Genomic DNA, 18,375 nt, shown 5'->3' with positions numbered 1-18,375 from the left:
GCCGAAGGGCCCCGGAGAGCAACCGCCCTCCGGGGCCCTTCCGTCGGCCGTGACGGCCGGGGTTCAGCGCGCGCAGGCCCCGGTGGACCCGCGCATCACCAGCTCCGGCTGGAACATGAACTCGCCGCGCTGGGCCGCGTTTCCGCCGACCTCCTCCAGCAGCGCGTCCACCGCCGCCGTGGCCATCGCCTCGACCGGCTGGCGGATCGTGGTCAACGGCGGCTCGGTGAAGGCGATCAGCGGCGAGTCGTCGAAGCCGACCACCGACACGTCCTGCGGCACCGACAGCCCGCGCTGCCGCACCGCCCGGATCGCCCCGAGCGCCATCATGTCGCTCCCGCAGACGATCGCCGTGCAGCCCTTGTCGAGCAGCGCGCCGGCCGCCGCGTGCCCGCCCTCCACGCTGAACAGCGTGTGGTGGACGAGGTCGTCGGCCTCCTCCCGGGAGAGTCCGAGCACCTCGCGCAGCGCGGCCGTGAAGCCCTCGATCTTGCGCAGCACCGGCACGTACCGGCGCTGACCGACGGCCAGCCCGATCCGCTCGTGCCCGAGTTCGGCCAGGTGCTGGACGGCCATCCACATCGCGGCCCGGTCGTCCGGCGAGATGAACGGCGCGTCGATCTTCTCGCTGTAGCCGTTGATCAGCACGAACGGCACCCCGCGCCCGGCCAGCCGGGCGTAGCGGTCGTGGTCGGCGGTGGTGTCGGCGTGCAGCCCGGAGACGAAGACGATGCCCGCCACGCCCCGGTCCACCAGCATCTCCACCAGTTCGTCCTCGGTGGACCCGCCCGGGGTCTGGGTGCACAGCACCGGCGTGTAGCCGTGCCGGCTGAGCACCTGCTCGATCACCTGGGCCAGCGCGGGGAAGATCGGGTTGCTCAGCTCGGGCGTGATCAGACCGATCAGCCCGGCGCTGCGCTGGCGGAGACGGGTCGGCCGCTCGTACCCGAGCACGTCGAGCGCCGCCAGCACGGTCTGCCGGGTAGCGGCGGAAACGTTCGCCTTGCCGTTGAGCACGCGGGAGACGGTGGCTTCGCTGACCCCCGCCTGCGCCGCGATGTCTGAGAGTCGCGCCGTAGTCACGGTCCCAGAGCCTATTCCAACCACGTCAGACCGCCCACCAGCCGGTGCTGTCCGGAGCGAGCACCGTCTCGCCGCCGTCCACCACGAGGTCGGCCGAGCCCAGCAGCAGCGTGCCCGGGGCGGCGATCCGCACCGGTTCGCCGGTGGTGTTCACGGTGCAGACGAAGGCGCCGCGACGGAACGCCAGGGTGCCCTCGGGGCTCTCCAGCCACTCGACCCCGGTGCCGGCGCCGAGGTCGGGCTGCGCCCGGCGGACGGCCAGCGCGCTGCGGTAGAGCTCCAGGGTGGAGGTCGGGTCGCCGGTCTGCGCCTCGACACTCAGCCCGGCCCACTCGGCCGGCTGGGGCAGCCAGGACGGCCCGCCGGCCACCGGTCCGAAGCCGTACGGGGCCTCGGTGCCGGACCACGGGATCGGGACGCGGCAGCCGTCGCGGTAGCCGTCCTGGCCGGCCTGACGGAAGAAGGACGGGTCCTGGCGGACCTCGTCGGGCAGGTCGGTGACGTCCGGCAGGCCGAGCTCCTCGCCCTGGTAGACGTAGGCCGAGCCGGGCAGCGCGAGCATCAGCAGGGTGGCGGCGCGGGCGCGGCGCAGGCCGAGCTCGCGGTCGCCGGGGGTGCGGATCTGGGTGCCGAGGCCGGGCTCGTTGGCGAACCGGGTGGCGTGCCGGGTGACGTCGTGGTTGGAGAGCACCCAGGTGGTGGGGGCGTCGACCGGGCGCATCGAGTCGAGCGAGAGGTCGATCACCTCGCGCAGCGCGGTGGCGTCCCAACCGGTGCCCAGGTACTGGAAGTTGAAGGCCTGGTGCAGCTCGTCGGGGCGGACGTAGTTGGCGGTGCGCTGGACGGTCGGGGTCCACGCCTCGGCGACGCCGATCCGCTGCCCCGGGTACTCGTCGAGGATCCTGCGCCAGCTGCGGTAGATCTCGTGCACGCCGTCCTGGTCGAAGAACGGCATGACGTCGTTGCCGAGCAGCTTGAGCTGGTCGGCGCCGCCGAGGTCGGGCAGGCCGGGGGCCTTGACCAGGCCGTGGGCGACGTCGATGCGGAAGCCGTCCACGCCCATGTCGAGCCAGAAGCGCAGGATCGAGCGGAACTCGTCGGCGACGGCCGGGTTCTCCCAGTTGAAGTCGGGCTGCTCCGGGGCGAACAGGTGCAGGTACCAGTCGCCGGGGGTGCCGTCCGGGTTCTCGCTGCGGGTCCAGGCCGGGCCGCCGAAGATGGACTCCCAGTCGTTGGGCGGCAGTTCGCCCTGCTCGCCCTTGCCGGGGCGGAAGTGGTAGCGCTCGCGCAGCGGGGAGCCGGGGCCCTCGCGCAGGGCGCGCTGGAACCACTCGTGCTGGTCCGAGGAGTGGTTGGGGACGAGGTCGACGATGATCCGCAGACCCAGGTCGTGGGCGTCCCGGATCAGGGCGTCGGCGTCCAGCAGGGTGCCGAACATCGGGTCCACCGCGCGGTAGTCGGCCACGTCGTAGCCGGCGTCGGCCTGCGGCGAGGCGTAGAACGGCGACAGCCAGACCGCGTCCACGCCGAGGTCGCGCAGGTAGGGCAGGCGGCTGCGGATGCCGGGCAGGTCACCCATGCCGTCGCCGTTGGAGTCGGCGAAGCTGCGCGGGTACACCTGGTAGATGACCGCGTCCCGCCACCAGCCTCTGGACGCGCTGACGTTCGCCTCGTGAGCGGTGTCGGCGGCAGGCCGGGAGGTGTCGGCCAGGTTCTGGGTCATGGACGGTATCCCTTGGGGACTAGAGGAGCGGAAGGCGCTGGGACGTGGAGGCGCGCGACGAGGTGCGGTTCTGTGACGACGTGCGGTCTTGCGACGGCGTGCGGTCCTGTGACGACGTGGTGGCGCGTGACGACGTGGCTGCCCGTTACGACTTGGAGGCACCGGCGGTCAGGCCGGTGACCAGGTGGCGCTGCACCAGGTAGAAGAAGGCCGCGGACGGGATCGCGATCAGTACGGCGGTCGCGGCCATCAGGTTCCACTGGGCGTCGTGCTCGCTGACGAAGGTCTGGAGGCCCACGGCCAACGTGTACTTGTCGGAGCTGAGCATGAACGTGGAGGCGAACGGCACCTCGGCCCAGTAGGTGAGGAAGGAGTAGAAGGCGGCCACCGCCAGGCCCGGGCGGGCGAGCGGCAGCACCAGCCGCCAGAAGGTGCCGAACGGGCTGAGCCCGTCGACCCGGCCGGCCTCGTCGATCTCCACCGGGATGGTGTCGAAGTAGCCCTTCAGCAGCCAGGCGCAGTACGGCACGGTGGTGGTCGAGTAGACCAGGATCAGGCCGGTGTAGCTGTCCAGCAGGCCGAGTTCGGAGAGCATCGTGTACATCGGCACGATCAGCACCGCGATCGGGAACATCTGGGTGACCAGCAGCGACCACATCAGCGGCTTGTGTCCGGGGAACTTCATCCGGGAGACGGCGTAGCCGGTGGTGGCGGCGAGCATCACGCCGAACACGGTGGTGACGCCGGAGACCAGCAGGGCGTTGCCGAACCAAGTGAAGAAGTCGGTGTCGGACAGCACGTGCTGGTAGTTCGACAGCGTCAGTTTGCCGAGGATCTGGCCGGGGTGGAGGTAGTCGGTCTTGTCCGGGCCGAGCGAGACGAACAGGATCCACGCGACCGGGAAGAGCGCGATCAGGCCGGCCAGGATCAGGGTGCCGTGGGACAGCGCCCGGGCCATCGGGCTGCGCTCGCCGCGGCGGCGGACCTTGGCGGGCCGGGCGGCCGGGGCCGCGGCCGCCGGGCGGGCCGGGAGTTCGGTGGTGGTGCTCATCGGGGTTACCTGCCTTCGTGGGTCAACTGGGTCCGGGGCCTCAGCCGTTGGCCTGCTCGTTGCGGGCGAGCCAGCGCCGGTAGAAGGCGGTGAAGACGATCAGGATGGACAGCAGGATCACGCCGTAGGCGGCGGACTGCGCGTAGTCCCGGGGGATCTGGCCGAAGCCGAGCCGGTACGCCCAGGTGACCAGCAGCTGGGCGTCGGGGGCGCCGGTGCCGAACAGCAGGAAGATCACGTTGAACTGGTTGAACGTCCAGATCACGCCGAGCAGCACGACCGTGGAGGAGACGGAGCGCAGCCCCGGCAGGGTGACGTACCGAAAGCGCTGCCAGGCAGTGGCGCCGTCCATCTCCGCGGCCTCGTACAGCTCGGCCGGGATCGACTGGAGGCCGCCGAGCAGCGAGATCATCATGAACGGCACACCGGCCCAGGTGTTCACCATGATCGCGGCCGCCTTCTGCGCCCACGGGTCGGTGAGCCAGCCCGGCTCGGGCAGGTGCAGGAAGGAGAGGATGTTGTTGACGACGCCGCCGTCGGCGAGCATCAGGCGCCAGGAGAAGACGGTGACGAAGGTCGGTACTGCCCAGGGCAGGATGAGCAGCATCCGGTAGGCGGCGCGGCCGCGCAGCTTCTGGTTGAGCAGCAGGGCCAGGCCGAGGCCGAGGGTGTAGTGCAGGAAGACGCAGACGGCCGTCCAGGCGATGGTCCAGACGAAGTGCGACCAGAAGCGGTCGTACGAGCCGGGGCCCCACAGGATGTCGGCGTAGTTGTGGAAGCCGACGAACTCGTAGCTCGCCGGGATCTCGTTGACGCCGATCTTGCGGGCGACGTTGAGGCTGTTGGCGTCGGTGAGGGTGAGCCAGATGCCCTCGGCGAGCGGGTAGAGCACCAGCGCACCGAGCACCAGTACGACCGGGGCGATCATCGCGTAGGCGTACCAGTGCTTGGCGTAGGAGCGCTTGACGCGTTCCAGCAGGCCTGGACGCTGCTCGCGTTCCCGGTTGCCCTTGCCGGTGGCGCCCTGCACGGCGACTGACATCGTTTGCACCTTCTCGGGGGGGAATTCTCGGGGGGAGCCGACGGCCCGGTCCGCAGTGGGCGACGGGTGCCGCGGGGCGGGTGGCGACGGGCCGCGGACAGCGAACGGATGACAGCTGACAGATGATGAAATCTGTTATCCGTCATTCGTTCGCCGTCGCACGGTCACCGCCACCCACCCGCTGTCATCCGTCGACCGGCGGGCCGGGCACAGGGACTACTTGGCGAAGCCCGGCAGGAGCTTGGCGTAGTCGGTGGAGACGGTGTTCAGCGCGTCCTGGGTGCTGGTGCCCTGGACGGCCTTGCCCAGGTTGGTGCCCAGCGAGGCGAACAGCGAGCTGTACTCGGGCAGCTCGGGGCGCGGCTTGGCGCTGCTCAGCACGGCCTGGAAGCCGGCGATGCCCGGGTCGGCCTTGACGTCCGCGGTGAAGGCGTCGGAGCGGGTGGGCAGGGTGGAGTTCTTCTGCGCGATGAACGCCTGGCTCTCGGCCGAGGTCATGAAGGCGGCGAACTTCTCCGCAGCGGCCTTGTGGGCCTTGTCGGCGCCCGCGTAGACCGAGATGTTGTGGCCGCCGGTGGGAGCGCCACCCTTGCCGCCGGAGCCACCGGGGACGGCGGCGATGCCGAGGTTGTTCTTGTCGGCGAAGGCCGAACCCTTGTAGATGTTGGTGATCTCCCAGGGGCCCTGGACGATCGCCGCGACCTTGCCGCTGTTGAAGGCGTCCATCATGTGCGCGTAGGCGTCGGTGGTGACGTCGGCCTTGACGGTGCCCGGCGCGGTGAACATCGACTTGTAGGTCTCGACGGCCTTGACGGCCTCCGGCGAGGCGACGGTGATCTTCTTGCCCGCGGCGTCGACGGTGTCGGTGCCCTCGCCGAACAGGAACGGCATCGCGTAGTAGCCGTCGGCGGCCTTCAGCCAGAAGCCGTCCACGCCGGCCTTCTCCTTGACGGCGGCGGCGTCGGTCTTCAGCTCGTCCCAGGTCTTCGGCGCCTCGGTGATGCCGGCCTTGGTGAACAGCTCCTTGTTGTAGAGCAGGCCGAGGGTGTCGGTCACCAGCGGCACGCCGTACAGCTTGCCCTCGTACTTGGCCTGCTGGATCAGGCTCGGCTGGAAGGCGGAGGTGTCCGCGGCGGCCGGGGTGCCGTCCAGCGGCTCCAGGTAGCCGGCCTTGGCGAAGGCGGCGGTCCAGCCGACCTCGGAGCGGAACACGTCCGGAGCACCCTTGGCCCCCATCGCGGTCTGGAGCTTGTTCTGCGCCTGGTCGAACGGCACGTTGACGAAGTCGACCTTGACGTTCGAGTTCGCAGCCTCGAACTTCTTGACGAGCTCCTGGTAGTTCGGCGCCTCGTTGGTGGCGTTCGAGGTGTCCCAGTACGTGAGGGTGACCGGCCCGTCGGCCTTGCCGTCGGAGCTGGAGCCGCTGCTGCTACAGGCAGCCATCGAGACCGCGAGGGCCACAACGAGGGCAGAGGCCGCGATGCCACGCCGCATGAGAACTCCTTGGGAGGGTGGGGGTGCCCGAGATGTTCGGAGACAGGCGCATAATGGCTGCCTCGTACCGACCGCACCGTTGCTGCCGTCGGGCTCGGGAAGGAAGTTAACAGCGGTGCAAGATCGACGGAAAGTCCTTGCAGCAAGTTTCTGCAAGAAACCGCGATCGTTACGCCCGCGTGTCCTGGACGTTGCCGCTCGGTAGTTGACGGACGCACCGATTGCCCGAGTTCGCCCGATTCGCCCCTCCGCCGACTGGCCGACGGCACCACCGTGCGTGGCCGAAAGCCGCCTGCAGCAGACTGGACGCATGCGAATCAGAGCCGTCACCAGGGACGAACTTCCACTGCTCGCCGAACTGGAGCGGGCCGCCGGCGCACCGTTCGCCGCGATCGGCATGCCGGAGATCGCCGAGGACGAACCCCCGGCACCGGAGGAGCTGGCGCACTACCTGGAGCAGGGCACCGCCCTGGTCGCCGAGGCCCCCGACGGGACCGTCGCCGGCTACCTGCTCGCCGAGCCGGTGGACGGCGCGCTGCACATCGAACAGGTCTCCGTGCACCCCGACCACGCCCGCCGCGGCATCGGCCGGGCACTGATCGAGCACCTCGCCGAGACCACCGACGCCCCCGCGCTCACCCTCACCACCTTCGCCGAGGTCCCCTGGAACGCCCCCTACTACGCCCGCTGCGGTTTCCGCCCGCTGGCCGGGGAGGAACTCACCCCCGGCCTGCGCGAGATCCGCCGCAAGGAGGCCGAACACGGTCTGGACCGCTGGCCCCGGCTCTGCATGCGCCGGGACCTGGCGAAGCCGTAGTACGCCGGGGCGCCGCCGGCCGGAGCGCCGCCCGCTAGTTGGTCCCCAGCCGGAGCACGGTCGTCGAGCGGAACTCCTCCCCCGGCCGCAGCTCCGTGCTGGGGAACGCCGGATGGTGCGGGGAGTCCGGGAAGTGCTGGGTCTCCAGCGCGATCCCGGCGAACGGCCCGTACGGGACGCCGCGCGCGCCGGTGACCGCGCCCTGGAACTTGTTCGCCGTGTAGACCTGGACGCCCGGCTCGGTGGTCAGCACCTCCAGGGTGCGGCCGCTGACCGGGTCCTCCAGCAGCGCGGCCCGCGCCGGGCTGCCGTCCTGCGGCCGGGCGCGCAGCACCCAGTTGTGGTCGTAGCCGCCGGGCCCGGTCAGCTGGGGGTGCTCGTCGTGCACCGACTTGCCGATCGGCGTGGCCACCGTGAAGTCGAAGGGCGTGCCGGCCACCGGCTCGGTCCGGCCGTACGGGATCTGCCGCTCGTCGGCGGGGGTGTACGCGTCGGCGTCCAGGGTGAGCAGGTGTCCGAGGACGTCGCCGCTGCCTTCACCCGAGAGGTTGAAGTACGCGTGGTTGGTGAGGTTGACGACGGTCGGCTTGCTGGTGACGGCGCGGTAGGCGATCACCAGCTCGCCGGAGGCGTCCAGGGTGTACGTGACGGTGACGTCCAGCGCGCCCGGGAAGCCCTGGTCCCCGTCCGGGCTGTGCAGCGCCAGCCGCACGCCGCCGTCGACCGGCTCGGCCTCCCACATCCGGTGCGCGAAGCCGTCCGGCCCGCCGTGGAGGGTCATGCCGCCACCGGTGGGGGCGAGCTGATGCTCCTCGCCGTCGACGGTGACCGACGAGCCGTCGATCCGGTTGGCGTACCGGCCCACCACCGTGCCGTAGTGCCGGGCCGCGCCGAGGATCTCGGACAACCGGTCGGTGGCCAGCAGCAGTTGGGCGGAGCGGCCGGAGCGGTCCGGTGCGCTCAGGGTGTGCAGGGTCGCGCCGAGGGTGAGCACGCTCGCCTCGTACGGGCCAGCCGTGAGCGTCCAGCGCTCGATCGCGGCTCCCGCACCCGAGGGCTCCAGGGGTTCCTGCCGCACGCTGGTGGCCTCGCTCGCCATGGGCCTGCTCCTCACTCGCGGCCGGGTCGCACCGCGGCCGCCCGGTTCCGGGTCCGTCGAGGGGTCGCCGCGGCAGCCCCGTGTCCGTCAGCCTAGCGACGGCGGCGGCCGAGGGGGCGCTTCCGCGAGCCCACGCGCCGCCTCCCGCGCCGCCGTCCACCATCTGGCGCCCCCTACGACCGCCGGGCGCCCACCCGCGCACCGGGCTCCGGGCACGACCGCCGGGCGCCCGCCACGAACCGGGCGCCCCACCCGTGCACCGTGCACCGGCCACGACTACCGGGGCGCCCCGACCGACCCGGGGGCCGCTCCTAGCCGTCCAGCTCCTCCAGCCGGCCCGCGTCCCGCTGCTGCTGCGGCAGACCGAGTGCCGAGGCCAGGCCGTCCGGCCCGCTGCCCGCCTTGCGGTAGACCGCCGCCAGCCGACGGTTGACCAGCCCGAGCGGCACCCCGAGCTCGTCGGCGATCCGCTGCGGCGGCACGCCCTGCACGGCCCGCTTGGCAACCTCCCACTCGGCGCTGCTGAGCGTCTCCAGGGTGTCCCGGAAGTCGCGCAGCCCCAGCCGGTTGGGCCGCAGGCCGTAGTTGGCCAGCTCCCGCCGGGCCCGGTCGACCAGCCCCTCCGCGGAACAGTGCTGGGCCAGTTCGATGCCCTGGTACAGGTACTCCTGGGCGTCCTCCAGCCGACCGACCCGGCGCAGCGCGGCGCCGAGGTCGACCAGGGCGACGGCGTGCTCGTAACCGGCCGGGGACTGCCCGAGGTACGCCACGGCGTCCTCCAGCAGTTCGACCGCCGCCTGGCCGTCCTCGATCCGGGCCTGCAGGCGCAGCGCGCTGCCGATCGCCGAGGCGGTGCCGAAGTTGCGTGCGTCCCGGACCGCCCGCTGGGCGTAGTCGCGGGCACGCTCGGGCTCGTCGTCCGCGATCGCGATGGCGAGGTGGCCGGCCCAGGGCGCCCAGACGGTGTTGTGCCAGCCGCGGACCTCCAGTTGGGCGCCCGCCTCGGTGAGCGCGGCGGCCGCGCCCGCGTACTTCTCCTTGGCGACCAGCAGCTTGCCGTACAGCGAGGCCGCGTCCGGCAGCACCATGGCCGTCGCGTGGTACGGCGGGTGGAAGCCGAACTCGTTGGCCAGCTTCCAGGCCTCGTCGACCCGGCCGCGGGCGATCAGGGTGTCGACGAGCACGCCGATCGCGTCCCACGCCAGCGGCAGCTTCTCCCCGATCCGCTCGGAGATGCGGTACGCCCGGCGCAGGAAGTCCTCAGCCTCGGCGAGCAGGCCGCGGCGGAACCGGGCCAGGCCCATCAGGAAGTAGGCGAAGCCCCGGTGGGCGCCGCTCCACCCGGCGATCTCGAACTGGATGATGGCGTCCGCGGCCAGCCGTTCGGCCTGGGCGATGCGGTCGTTGTAGATGTACGTCAGGCCGAGCATCGAGGGCAGTTCGAAGCCCCAGGTGGTGTCGGTCCAGCCGAGGCCCTTGGGCAGCCGGCCGCCGTCGAGGACCTCGTCGGCGAGCGCGAGCGCATCGGCGGAGGCGGCGCCGCGCAGGGTGAGGTCCCAGGCGCGCATGGCGAGCACGGCCCGGTCGGCCGCCTCCCGCCCGCTCAGGCCCCGGCACATCTCGCCGAGCCGGGCGGAGCGGCCCGGGCCGTCCTCCTCGGACTTGCGGAAGGCGTGCCACATGAACGAGGCGGCCTGGAGCCGCTGGCGCCCGGCCGGTTCGGTGGTCCTCAGTGCTTCTTCCTGGCAGACCAGGGCCGCCTGGCCCAGTTCACCGGCGTGGGCGAGCACCTCGGAGAGCCGGAAGGTGGCGTCCACGCGCAGGGCGGGGCGCAGCGGCACCTCGTCGGGGTCGAGGGCCAGCTTGAGCTGGTTGACGGTGGCGACGGGGTCGGTGAGCAGCGCGGAGCACCCGAGTTCGTAGAGCACCTCGGCCTTGATCTCGTCGGCGGGCGGCTCGTTGAGCGCGCGGTGCAGACAGCGCTGGGCCGCCTCGGGGGCGCCGATCAGCTGGTGTTCGACGGCGGCGCGGCGCAGCTTCTTGACGATCCGGTCGTCGCCCTCGCCGGAGTGGGTCTCGACCAGGTGGCGGGAGGCGGCGAGCAGGCCGAGTCCGGCGTTCTCGATCTCGGCGGCGGCGATGCCGTGCATGCCGAGGCGGGTGGCGTCCGGCATGGTGTTGTAGATGGAGCTGGCGATCAGCGGGTGCACGAACTCCAGGTTCCCGTTGGGGGTCTGGGTCAGCACGCGCTGCTTGCGCAGCCGCTTGATGGACTCGCGGGCGCCCTCGGTGCTCTGGGTGGAGATCCGGGTGGCGAGATCGACCCGGATGTCGGTGCCCAGCATCGCGCAGGCCCAGGCGAAGCGCAGGGTGCTGGCGCCGAGCCGGTCCAGCCAGCTCTTGAGGGTCATCCCGGCGGCGTCGACGGCGAGTTCGCGCAGCTGCCGGGAGTTCTCCTCGACCGGTTCGAGTTCCTGCTCGCGCACCTGGTCGAGCAGGGCGTTGGCCTCGAACGGGTTGCCGTTGACGACGTTCCAGAACTCGTAGCAGAAGGCGTCCTCGGCCCTGTCGCCGAGCTCGGCGCGGATCATGTCGGTGACGGAGCTGAGGGTGAGCCGGTTGAGCTCGTGCTTGCGGCCCTTGAGGAGGAGGACGTCCCGCCGGAAGTCCTGGGTCTCGATGGGCCAGTCGTTCTCGTCCTCCCGGAAGGCGAAGACGAGCAGTACGGGAAGTTCACTCGATCGGATGGCGAACTTGGTCAGCCAGGAGAGTGACTCGCCGTCCGCCCAGTGCAGGTCGTCGACGATCATCACCATCGGCGCGCGGCGAGGTGCGAGCTGGGTGAGGACGTAGTCGAGGCCGTCGCGCACGCCCTGCGGGTCGAGGCGGCGGGCGCCGGCCTTGGGCTGCTTGAGGCCCATGGCCGGTCCGACGACCTCCTCCCAGGTGCCCATGACCTGGCTGAACACCTCGGGCTTCAGGTCGGTGAGCACGGGCTGGAGCAGCTGGCGCAGGACGTGGTACGGCTCCTTGAACTGCCGTTCACCGCCTCGGGCGAACAGCACGGTGGCGCCGTCGCGGAGCTTGGCGAGCCGCCTGACCTCGTGCAGCAGGCTGGTCTTGCCGATGCCGGGGCGGCCCGAGAAGGTGAGCAGGTCGCCGATCTCGGTGCCACCGGCGGCGAAGCCGCGGCAGAGCCGGTCGACGGCGGCCTCCACCGAGCGCAGTTCGGCGTCGCGGTCGCGCAACCGGACCCGGGGCGCGATGCCGTCGCCGTCGTGGGCGGAACCACCGCCCGCCCGAAGTGCGTTCTCCTGCTCGGTCACCGTCGTGCCTCCGCCTCGCCCGCTGCGTCACAGCTCCATCACTGCGTGGAGCCGAGGTTAGCGCCGTGCGGACCTCCCCGTGGGGCATTCGTGCAGGCTGGGGCGGACGGTGAGGGTTTGGGGGCCCTGTCAAGGGCAATTGCCCTACATCCCTAACATCCCATCATTGCATCAGATACCCTACGGCCTTCGAGGCGCGGATGATCTTGCGAAGCCCACCCTCACCGTCCGCGCCCCGTCGCGCCAACTCCCCCCACCATCACCGCTCGAACAAAAAGCGCCCCCACCCTCCGCTGCACCGGGAGTCCGATGTCTGACGACACCTCACTTCAGATTCCGTTCCCGCACCGCCGCAGTCCGCACGGCATCCACGCCACCGCACTGCACAGGGACTGGCTGATCCGCCACCCGCTGCTGCCCGACGCCGACCATCCCGGCTACGCGCACTGGGAGGTGGTGGACCTCGCCGCACTCGGCTATCCGGACGCCGGCCCGGACGAACTCGCCCTGGCCGCCGACCTGATGGGCTTCTACTTCCTCTTCGACGACCAGTTCGACGGCCCGCTCGGCCGCCGTCCCGCCGAGGTGGCCCCGATCTGCGAACGGCTGATCGCCGTCCTGCACGGCGCCCGCCCCGACCAGGGCTCCGCGGTCGAGACCGCCTTCGCCGATCTGTGGAACCGCAGCATGCGCGGCATGCCGGCCCGCTGGCAGGCCCGCGCCGCCTACAACTGGGAGTACTACCTGGCCAGTCACCCGGCCGAGGCGGCCGGCCGGATCTCCACCCGGCCGCCGGACCGCGCCGGCTACCTGGAGCTCCGCCGGGGCACCGCGGCGATGGAGACCATCTTCGACATGGTCGAACGCCTGGGCCAGTTCGAGGTCCCGGCCGCCGTCCTGCACCACCCCGTGCTGCGTCAGCTCCGCCAGCTGGCCGCCGACATACCGTCGCTCAGCAACGACGTGCACTCCTACCCGCTGGAGGCGCCGCGCGGGGACGTGAACAACCTGGTCATGATCGTCCAGCGGGAACGGCGCTGCTCGGCCGAGGAGGCCTGCGCGGCGGTCATCGCCGAGGCCCAGCTGATGGTCGACCGCTGCGCCGAACTGCACGCCCGGCTGCCCGACGTCCACCGCGAGTTGGGCCTCTCCCGGATCGAACGCACGATCGCCCAGCGGTACGCGGACGGGCTGCTCACCTGGCTGGCCGGCTACCTCAGCTGGGAGGCCCGCACCGGCCGGTACCACGCGGTCTGACCGGCGTGCGCCCTGGGCCGCCCGACGGGCGTGCGGTGGCGCGACCCGAGAGCGCCGCCCCGGCCGTACGGCGGCGTACGGCGGCACGCCGCGGGGACGGTCCGGCCGACGCACGGCGGCTTACGGAGGCACGCCGGGGACGGCCCCACCGACGCGCGACGGCGCGCGGCCGCGGGTCGCGGGGGTGCGTCCGAAACGCGCGCCCCCGCAGTGATCCGTTTCGGGACGCCCGCGGAGATCGGGACCGGGCCCCGGGCTCCCGCGGAGATCGGGACCGGACCCCGGGCTCCCGCGGAGATCCGGTCCGGGAAGGTCCGGCGGCCCAGGCCCCCGCGAACGACCGGAAGACACACCCTCCGTACCGGACACGGGTACGGACCGTAGCCGCGCCGGGCGCCCGGCGGTTATCGTGCTCGGCGGCGGGCGCCCCGGCGGGGCGCCGGTCCGATTGCGTGTCCGACCCCTCCCGCCGGACCGCCCCCGAACGGGCGGTCCGGCGTGCCGCCCGTGGCCAGAGCCGTGCCCGGCGGCGCCCGACGCAGCGAGGAGACAGCGAACATGACGGTCTACCAGCCCCCCGGCACGCCCGGCAGCATCGTCGCCTACCGCTCCCGGTACGAGCACTGGATCGGCGGCGAATGGACGCCTCCGGTGCGCGGCGAGTACTTCGGCAACCCGACCCCGGTCACCGGCGAGGTGTTCACCGAGGTCGCCCGGGGTACCGCCGAGGACATCGAGGCCGCGCTGGACGCGGCCCACGCCGCGGCCCCGGCCTGGGGCCGCACCTCCGCCGCCGATCGCGCGCAGGTGCTGCTGCGGATCGCGGACCGGATGGAGACCAACCTGGAGCAGCTGGCCGTCGCGGAGAGCTGGGAGAACGGCAAGCCGGTGCGCGAGACGCTGGCCGCCGACCTCCCGCTCGCGGTCGACCACCTGCGCTACTTCGCCGGTGCGTTGCGGGCCCAGGAGGGCAGCCTCTCCCAGCTGGACGAGGACACCGTGGCGTACCACTTCCACGAGCCGCTGGGCGTGGTCGGCCAGATCATCCCGTGGAACTTCCCGATCCTGATGGCGGTCTGGAAGCTCGCCCCGGCGCTCGCCGCCGGCAACGCGGTGGTGCTCAAGCCCGCCGAGCAGACCCCGGCCTCGGTGCTGCTGCTCGCCGAGCTGACCGCCGACCTGGTGCCGCCCGGCGTGGTCAACATCGTCACCGGCTTCGGCGAGGAGGCCGGCGCCCCGCTGGCCGCCAGCCCCCGGATCCGCAAGATCGCCTTCACCGGCGAGACCGGCACCGGCCGGCTGATCGCCCGTTCGGCCGCCGAGAACCTGATCCCGGCCACGCTGGAACTCGGCGGCAAGAGCCCCAACGTGTTCTTCGCGGACGTCGCCGCCGCCGACGACGCCTTCTACGACAAGGCCGTCGAGGGCTTCGCGATGTTCGCCCTCAACCAGGGCGAGGTCTGCACCTGCCCCAGCCGCGCCCTGATCGAGACCCCGGTCTACGAGCGGCTGCTCGGCGACGGCCTGGCGCGGGTGCGGGCGATGCGCCAGGGCAACCCGCTGGACACCGAGACCCAGGTCGGCGCCCAGGTCAGCGTCGAGCAGCTGAAGAAGATCCTCTCCTACTTCGAGATCGGCCAGGACGAGGGCGCCAGGATCCTGGTGGGCGGCGAGCGGGCCGACCTCGGCGGCGCGCTGGCCGGCGGGTACTACGTCACGCCGACGGTCTTCGAGGGCGACAACTCGATGCGGGTCTTCCAGGAGGAGATCTTCGGACCGGTCGTCTCGGTCACCCGCTTCGACGGCTTCGACCAGGCCGTCGCGCTCGCCAACGACACCCAGTACGGGCTCGGCGCGGGCGTGTGGACCCGCAGCATCAACACCGCCCACCGGGCTGGGCGCGCCATCCAGGCGGGTCGGGTCTGGACGAACTGCTACCACGCCTACCCGGCCCACGCGGCCTTCGGCGGCTACAAGAACTCCGGCATCGGGCGGGAGACCCACAAGGCGCTGCTGGAGCACTACCAGCAGACCAAGAACCTGCTGGTCAGCTACTCCCCCGACGCGGTCGGCTTCTTCTAGACCCGACGAGCCCGGGAGGCCGGGAAAGCGGAGCGGGAGGCCCATCGGGGCCTCCCGCTCCTCGCCACTCCCCGTGGCGGGCTTCGGGGCGATTCGCCTGTTCCGGGGATCAAAGCACATGAATGCGGCCAATTCACCGACGCGCCGCCGACATGCCCGGACGGCCCGCGCGAAAGCCGTAGACAGGACTCCCCGCCCCTCACCCCCATCAGGGAGTCCCGCGTGACCATCGCCCCCACGAAACTCAGCGACCCCGCCGTCCGCGCCTTCGTCACCGCGGTCAACGCGGGCGACCGCGACGCCTTCTTCGCGCTGCTGGCCCCGGACGCGACCATGGCCGACGACGGATCCGAGCGCGACCTGGCGGACTGGGTCGACCGGGAGATCTTCGGCCCGAACGGCCGGATGGCCGTCCAGACCGAGTCGAGCGGAGGCCACGCGCTGGTCGCCGAGTTCACCAACGAGACCTGGGGCACCATGCGCACCGCCTGGCGCTTCACCGTCGACGGCGGGAAGATCCACCGCTTCGAGACCGGCCAGGCCTGAGGCTACCGGTCCAGCCCCAGGCACCCCCGCACCGCGCGGATCAGGTTCCGCGAGCGGATGTCCCCGGTGACGCCCGGCTGCATGCCGTTGGTGACGTAGCCGAAGCCCAGCCCCAGGTCGGGGTCGGCGAAGCCGAGCGAACCGCCCCGACCCGGGTGGCCGAAGCTCGCCGGGGAGGCCATCGGCGCGGTCGGGCCGTGCCGCCAGAAGCCCAGGCCGAAGGTGGAGTTGACGATCAGCACCCGGTCCGGCCCGCTCACCGCCGGCTCGACCGCGCGTGCCAGCACCTCGGGGCCGAGCAGCGGCGGCAGCAGCGCGCCGGAGCCGTCCGGGCGGTCGGCCGCGCCGATCAGTGCCGCGTAGAACCGGGCGAGCGACCGGGCGGTGCCGATGCCGCCGGCGCCGGGGATCTCGGCGGCCTGCACCGCCGGGTCGTTGAGGTCCACGCCGGGGCGCACCGAGGCGAAGGAGCGGGCGGTCAGCGAGGCCGGGTCCTGGTAGGCGTCCCGGACGGACTGCTTGGGTCGCAGCCGCAGCCCGCTCGGACCGGTCCGGGCCGCGTCCGGCGCCGGGAGGTCGACGAGTCTGCCGACCCTGGGCGCGGCGCCGGCCGGCAGCCCGATCCACAGGTCCAGCCCGAGCGGCCGGGCGACCTCCTCGGCGAAGTACTGGCCCACCGTCCGGCCGCTGACCCGGCGCACCACCTCGCCGACCAGCCAGCCGAAGGTGTACGGGTGGTAGCCGTGCGCGGTGCCGGGTTCCCAGGCGGGCGCCTGCGCGGCGACGGCGGCGGCCGCGCGTTCCCAGGTGAGCACGTCCTCCAGCCGCAGCGGCACGTCCAGCGCGGGCACTCCGGCCTGGTGCGAGAGCAGCCAGCCCACCGGTATCCGGCCCTTGCCGGCCGCCGCGAACTCCGGCCAGTACGAGGCTGCCGGGGCGTCCAGGTCGAGCAGGCCGCGTTCGGCCAGGAGCAGCGCGGTGGTCGCGGTCAGGCCCTTGGTGACCGAGCGCAGCACCTGCGCGGTGTCCGCCGTCCACGGCACCGCGGGCGCCGGCCGGCCGCCGACCTCGGGCCGGGCGTCACCGCCCCACAGGTCGACCACCTTGCGGCCGCGCACGTACAGCGCGAAGGCCGCACCGAGCTCGCCGTAGTCGGCGAAGTTCCGCACGAAGGCCGCGCGTACGGGCTCGAACCCCTCGGCCGTCTCGCCCCAGATCTCCACCACCGCGTGCCGCCCTCGACCAGTTCCGTTGCTTCTTGTGCCGCTCGTGTTCGTTCTCGATCTCCTTCGATCGAATCCGTTCGAACCGAGCCCCGAAACCCTAACCTGTCCCTCATGACCAACCCTGCCGAGGAACTGCTGGACATCGTCGACGAGCACGACCGCGTGATCGGGACCGCCCTGCGCGGCGAGGTGTACCGGCGCGGGCTCACCCACCGCTGCGTCTTCATCCTGGTCCGCGACCCGGCCGGGCGGATCTTCGTCCACCGCCGCACCGACACCAAGCTCTTCGCCCCCGGCGCGTACGACATGTTCGTCGGCGGCGTGGTCGGCTCCGGCGAGACCTACGCCGAGGCCGCCGTCCGCGAGGCCGAGGAGGAGCTCGGCGTGCACGGCATCACCCCGCGCCCCCTGTTCAAGTTCCTCTTCGAGCAGGACCGGCTCTCCTGGTGGTGCGACATGTACGAGGCCGAGTGGGACGGCCCGGTCTCCCCCCAGGAGTCCGAGGTCGCCTGGCACACCTGGCTCACCCCCGCCGAACTAGCCGACCGCCTCACCCGCGACTCCTTCGTCCCCGACGGCCGCGAGGCCTACCGCCGCTACCTGGACCTCCGGTCCGCGTAGCGCCGCCACGGCCTCGGCGTTCGGCGCCGGTGCGCGGGCCGGAGGGCAGTGGGCCCCTGTCTCCACCACAGGGCCCTCGACGAACTAGGGTGGCGCGCATGGCCTCCCGTACGCCGTCACCGACGGCCGATCGCGCAGCACGGACCTCCGCCTCCGCCCGGGCGGCGGGCGAGCGGCCGCGTCGGCGGCTGAGCGTGGACGAGCGGCGGGAGCAGCTGATCGCCGTGGCACTGGAACTGTTCAGCCGACGGCCGCCGGAGGAAGTGTCGATCGACGACATCGCCGCCGCCGCGGGAGCCTCCCGGCCCCTGGTGTACCACTACTTCCCCGGCAAGCAGGCGCTGTACGAGGAGTCGCTGCGGCGGGCCGGGCAGGAGCTGTCGGCCCGGTTCGAGGAGCCCATGGACGGGCCGCTGTCGGAGCGGCTCCACCGGGTGATGGGCCGCTACCTGGACTTCGTGCAGAGCCACGGGCCGGGCTTCGCCGCGCTGCTGCGCGGCGGCTCGGTGGCGGCCAGCGCGGGCACCTCGGCGGTGATCGACGACGTGCGCAGGGCCGCACAGGAGCAGATCCTGGCCCACCTGGCGCTCCCCGAGCCGAGCGCCGGACTGCGGCTGACCGTCCGGGCCTGGATCGCCAACGCCGAGATCACCTCGCTGGAGTGGCTGGTCGAGCGCTCGGTGCCGCTGGAGGAGCTCCAGCTGCACCTGGTGCAGGAGTTCGTCGCCTCGCTCACCCTCACCGCCGCCCGCGAACCGGCCCTCGCCGCCGAACTGGCCTCCTTCTTCGCCGACGAACGCCCGGACGGCCCGACCGGGCGCCTGGTGCGGGACCTCGCGGGGCTGTTCGCCGTGCCGGGGATCGTCGAGGCGGTCACCGCGCTCGCCGCCGGCACCCCCGAGGACGGGTCCGCGCAGGCCACCGGCACCACCACCGAGTGATCATCGGGTCATCCTGCGGTTCGGTCCGGACGGCGGGCTCTGATAGGAATGAGCCGGGATCTGACGA

14 protein-coding genes are annotated in these 18,375 nt (G+C 72.3%); 6 read left to right on the top strand and 8 right to left on the bottom strand.

The features are described 5' to 3' along the window. Positions 1 to 63: 63 nt before the first annotated feature. From ACFVVA_RS03705 to ACFVVA_RS03685, 5 genes are all read right to left on the bottom strand, one after another. Positions 64 to 1,083 (bottom strand): LacI family DNA-binding transcriptional regulator, encoded by a 1,020-nt coding sequence (locus tag ACFVVA_RS03705; RefSeq protein WP_359911712.1) that lies wholly within the window; start codon positions 1,081 to 1,083, stop codon positions 64 to 66. A 25-nt stretch (positions 1,084 to 1,108) separates the two neighbouring features. Next, a complete protein-coding gene (locus ACFVVA_RS03700; RefSeq protein WP_387685301.1) occupies positions 1,109 to 2,806 on the bottom strand; it encodes a glycoside hydrolase family 13 protein in 1,698 nt (565 codons plus the stop codon). Positions 2,807 to 2,951: 145 nt separating this feature from the next. Continuing rightward, positions 2,952 to 3,857, bottom strand: a complete 906-nt coding sequence (locus tag ACFVVA_RS03695) for a sugar ABC transporter permease (protein WP_387685299.1) — start codon at positions 3,855 to 3,857, stop codon at positions 2,952 to 2,954. Positions 3,858 to 3,897: 40 nt separating this feature from the next. Beyond that, positions 3,898 to 4,899 carry a carbohydrate ABC transporter permease gene (locus tag ACFVVA_RS03690; RefSeq protein ID WP_387685296.1) on the bottom strand — a complete coding sequence of 334 codons (1,002 nt, stop codon included), beginning with the start codon at positions 4,897 to 4,899 and terminating at the stop codon, positions 3,898 to 3,900. Positions 4,900 to 5,115: 216 nt separating this feature from the next. Then, positions 5,116 to 6,393, bottom strand: coding sequence for an extracellular solute-binding protein (locus tag ACFVVA_RS03685; protein WP_387685294.1), 1,278 nt, complete (start codon positions 6,391 to 6,393; stop codon positions 5,116 to 5,118). Positions 6,394 to 6,703: 310 nt separating this feature from the next. Here ACFVVA_RS03685 and ACFVVA_RS03680 point away from each other — a divergent pair, with 310 nt between their 5' ends. Next, positions 6,704 to 7,210: a GNAT family N-acetyltransferase gene (locus tag ACFVVA_RS03680; RefSeq protein ID WP_387685292.1), complete on the top strand. Its 507-nt coding sequence runs from the start codon at positions 6,704 to 6,706 to the stop codon at positions 7,208 to 7,210. Positions 7,211 to 7,244: 34 nt separating this feature from the next. Here ACFVVA_RS03680 and ACFVVA_RS03675 read toward each other — a convergent pair whose 3' ends face one another. Together ACFVVA_RS03675 and ACFVVA_RS03670 are read right to left on the bottom strand one after the other, a co-directional pair. After that, positions 7,245 to 8,309 carry an aldose epimerase family protein gene (locus ACFVVA_RS03675; RefSeq protein WP_387685290.1) on the bottom strand — a complete coding sequence of 355 codons (1,065 nt, stop codon included), beginning with the start codon at positions 8,307 to 8,309 and terminating at the stop codon, positions 7,245 to 7,247. A gap of 311 nt (positions 8,310 to 8,620) precedes the next feature. Beyond that, positions 8,621 to 11,635 (bottom strand): ATP-binding protein, encoded by a 3,015-nt coding sequence (locus ACFVVA_RS03670; RefSeq protein ID WP_387685288.1) that lies wholly within the window; start codon positions 11,633 to 11,635, stop codon positions 8,621 to 8,623. Positions 11,636 to 11,944: 309 nt separating this feature from the next. On the opposite strand from ACFVVA_RS03670, the gene ACFVVA_RS03665 reads away from it, so the two are divergent. The 3 genes from ACFVVA_RS03665 to ACFVVA_RS03655 all read left to right on the top strand — a co-directional run bounded on the left by ACFVVA_RS03665 (position 11,945) and on the right by ACFVVA_RS03655 (position 15,520). Further along, positions 11,945 to 12,892 carry a terpene cyclase gene (locus ACFVVA_RS03665; protein ID WP_380539572.1) on the top strand — a complete coding sequence of 316 codons (948 nt, stop codon included), beginning with the start codon at positions 11,945 to 11,947 and terminating at the stop codon, positions 12,890 to 12,892. A gap of 558 nt (positions 12,893 to 13,450) precedes the next feature. Further along, on the top strand, positions 13,451 to 14,974 hold the full coding sequence (locus ACFVVA_RS03660) for an aldehyde dehydrogenase family protein (RefSeq protein WP_387685285.1): 1,524 nt from the start codon (positions 13,451 to 13,453) through the stop codon (positions 14,972 to 14,974). Between the two features lie 222 nt (positions 14,975 to 15,196). Then, positions 15,197 to 15,520, top strand: coding sequence for a nuclear transport factor 2 family protein (locus tag ACFVVA_RS03655; RefSeq protein WP_387685284.1), 324 nt, complete (start codon positions 15,197 to 15,199; stop codon positions 15,518 to 15,520). Between the two features lie 2 nt (positions 15,521 to 15,522). Here the strand turns inward: ACFVVA_RS03655 and ACFVVA_RS03650 are convergent, their stop codons facing one another. Beyond that, on the bottom strand, positions 15,523 to 16,746 hold the full coding sequence (locus ACFVVA_RS03650) for a serine hydrolase domain-containing protein (protein ID WP_380539566.1): 1,224 nt from the start codon (positions 16,744 to 16,746) through the stop codon (positions 15,523 to 15,525). Positions 16,747 to 16,857: 111 nt separating this feature from the next. Here ACFVVA_RS03650 and ACFVVA_RS03645 point away from each other — a divergent pair, with 111 nt between their 5' ends. Both ACFVVA_RS03645 and ACFVVA_RS03640 read left to right on the top strand, forming a co-directional pair. Next, positions 16,858 to 17,367 carry an NUDIX hydrolase gene (locus tag ACFVVA_RS03645; protein ID WP_387685281.1) on the top strand — a complete coding sequence of 170 codons (510 nt, stop codon included), beginning with the start codon at positions 16,858 to 16,860 and terminating at the stop codon, positions 17,365 to 17,367. Positions 17,368 to 17,465: 98 nt separating this feature from the next. Then, positions 17,466 to 18,308 (top strand): TetR/AcrR family transcriptional regulator, encoded by an 843-nt coding sequence (locus ACFVVA_RS03640; protein WP_359911674.1) that lies wholly within the window; start codon positions 17,466 to 17,468, stop codon positions 18,306 to 18,308. The last annotated feature ends 67 nt before the right edge of the window (positions 18,309 to 18,375 follow it).

This window comes from Kitasatospora sp. NPDC058048 (genome assembly GCF_042885555.1).
In the GTDB taxonomy this organism is placed as follows: Bacteria; Actinomycetota; Actinomycetes; order Streptomycetales; family Streptomycetaceae; genus Kitasatospora; species Kitasatospora lactacystinica.
This window is presented reverse-complemented; position numbering and strand designations above follow the sequence as displayed.

Bases quoted from the DNA above. Each gene is read 5' to 3' on its own strand.
- ACFVVA_RS03700 (WP_387685301.1), bottom strand. From the start codon at position 2,806: ATGACCCAGAACCTGGCCGACACCTCCCGGCCTGCCGCCGACACCGCT.
- ACFVVA_RS03695 (WP_387685299.1), bottom strand. From the start codon at position 3,857: ATGAGCACCACCACCGAACTCCCGGCCCGCCCGGCGGCCGCGGCCCCG.
- ACFVVA_RS03690 (WP_387685296.1), bottom strand. From the start codon at position 4,899: ATGTCAGTCGCCGTGCAGGGCGCCACCGGCAAGGGCAACCGGGAACGC.
- ACFVVA_RS03685 (WP_387685294.1), bottom strand. From the start codon at position 6,393: ATGCGGCGTGGCATCGCGGCCTCTGCCCTCGTTGTGGCCCTCGCGGTC.
- ACFVVA_RS03680 (WP_387685292.1), top strand. From the start codon at position 6,704: ATGCGAATCAGAGCCGTCACCAGGGACGAACTTCCACTGCTCGCCGAA.
- ACFVVA_RS03675 (WP_387685290.1), bottom strand. From the start codon at position 8,309: ATGGCGAGCGAGGCCACCAGCGTGCGGCAGGAACCCCTGGAGCCCTCG.
- ACFVVA_RS03665 (WP_380539572.1), top strand. From the start codon at position 11,945: ATGTCTGACGACACCTCACTTCAGATTCCGTTCCCGCACCGCCGCAGT.
- ACFVVA_RS03660 (WP_387685285.1), top strand. From the start codon at position 13,451: ATGACGGTCTACCAGCCCCCCGGCACGCCCGGCAGCATCGTCGCCTAC.
- ACFVVA_RS03645 (WP_387685281.1), top strand. From the start codon at position 16,858: ATGACCAACCCTGCCGAGGAACTGCTGGACATCGTCGACGAGCACGAC.
- ACFVVA_RS03640 (WP_359911674.1), top strand. From the start codon at position 17,466: ATGGCCTCCCGTACGCCGTCACCGACGGCCGATCGCGCAGCACGGACC.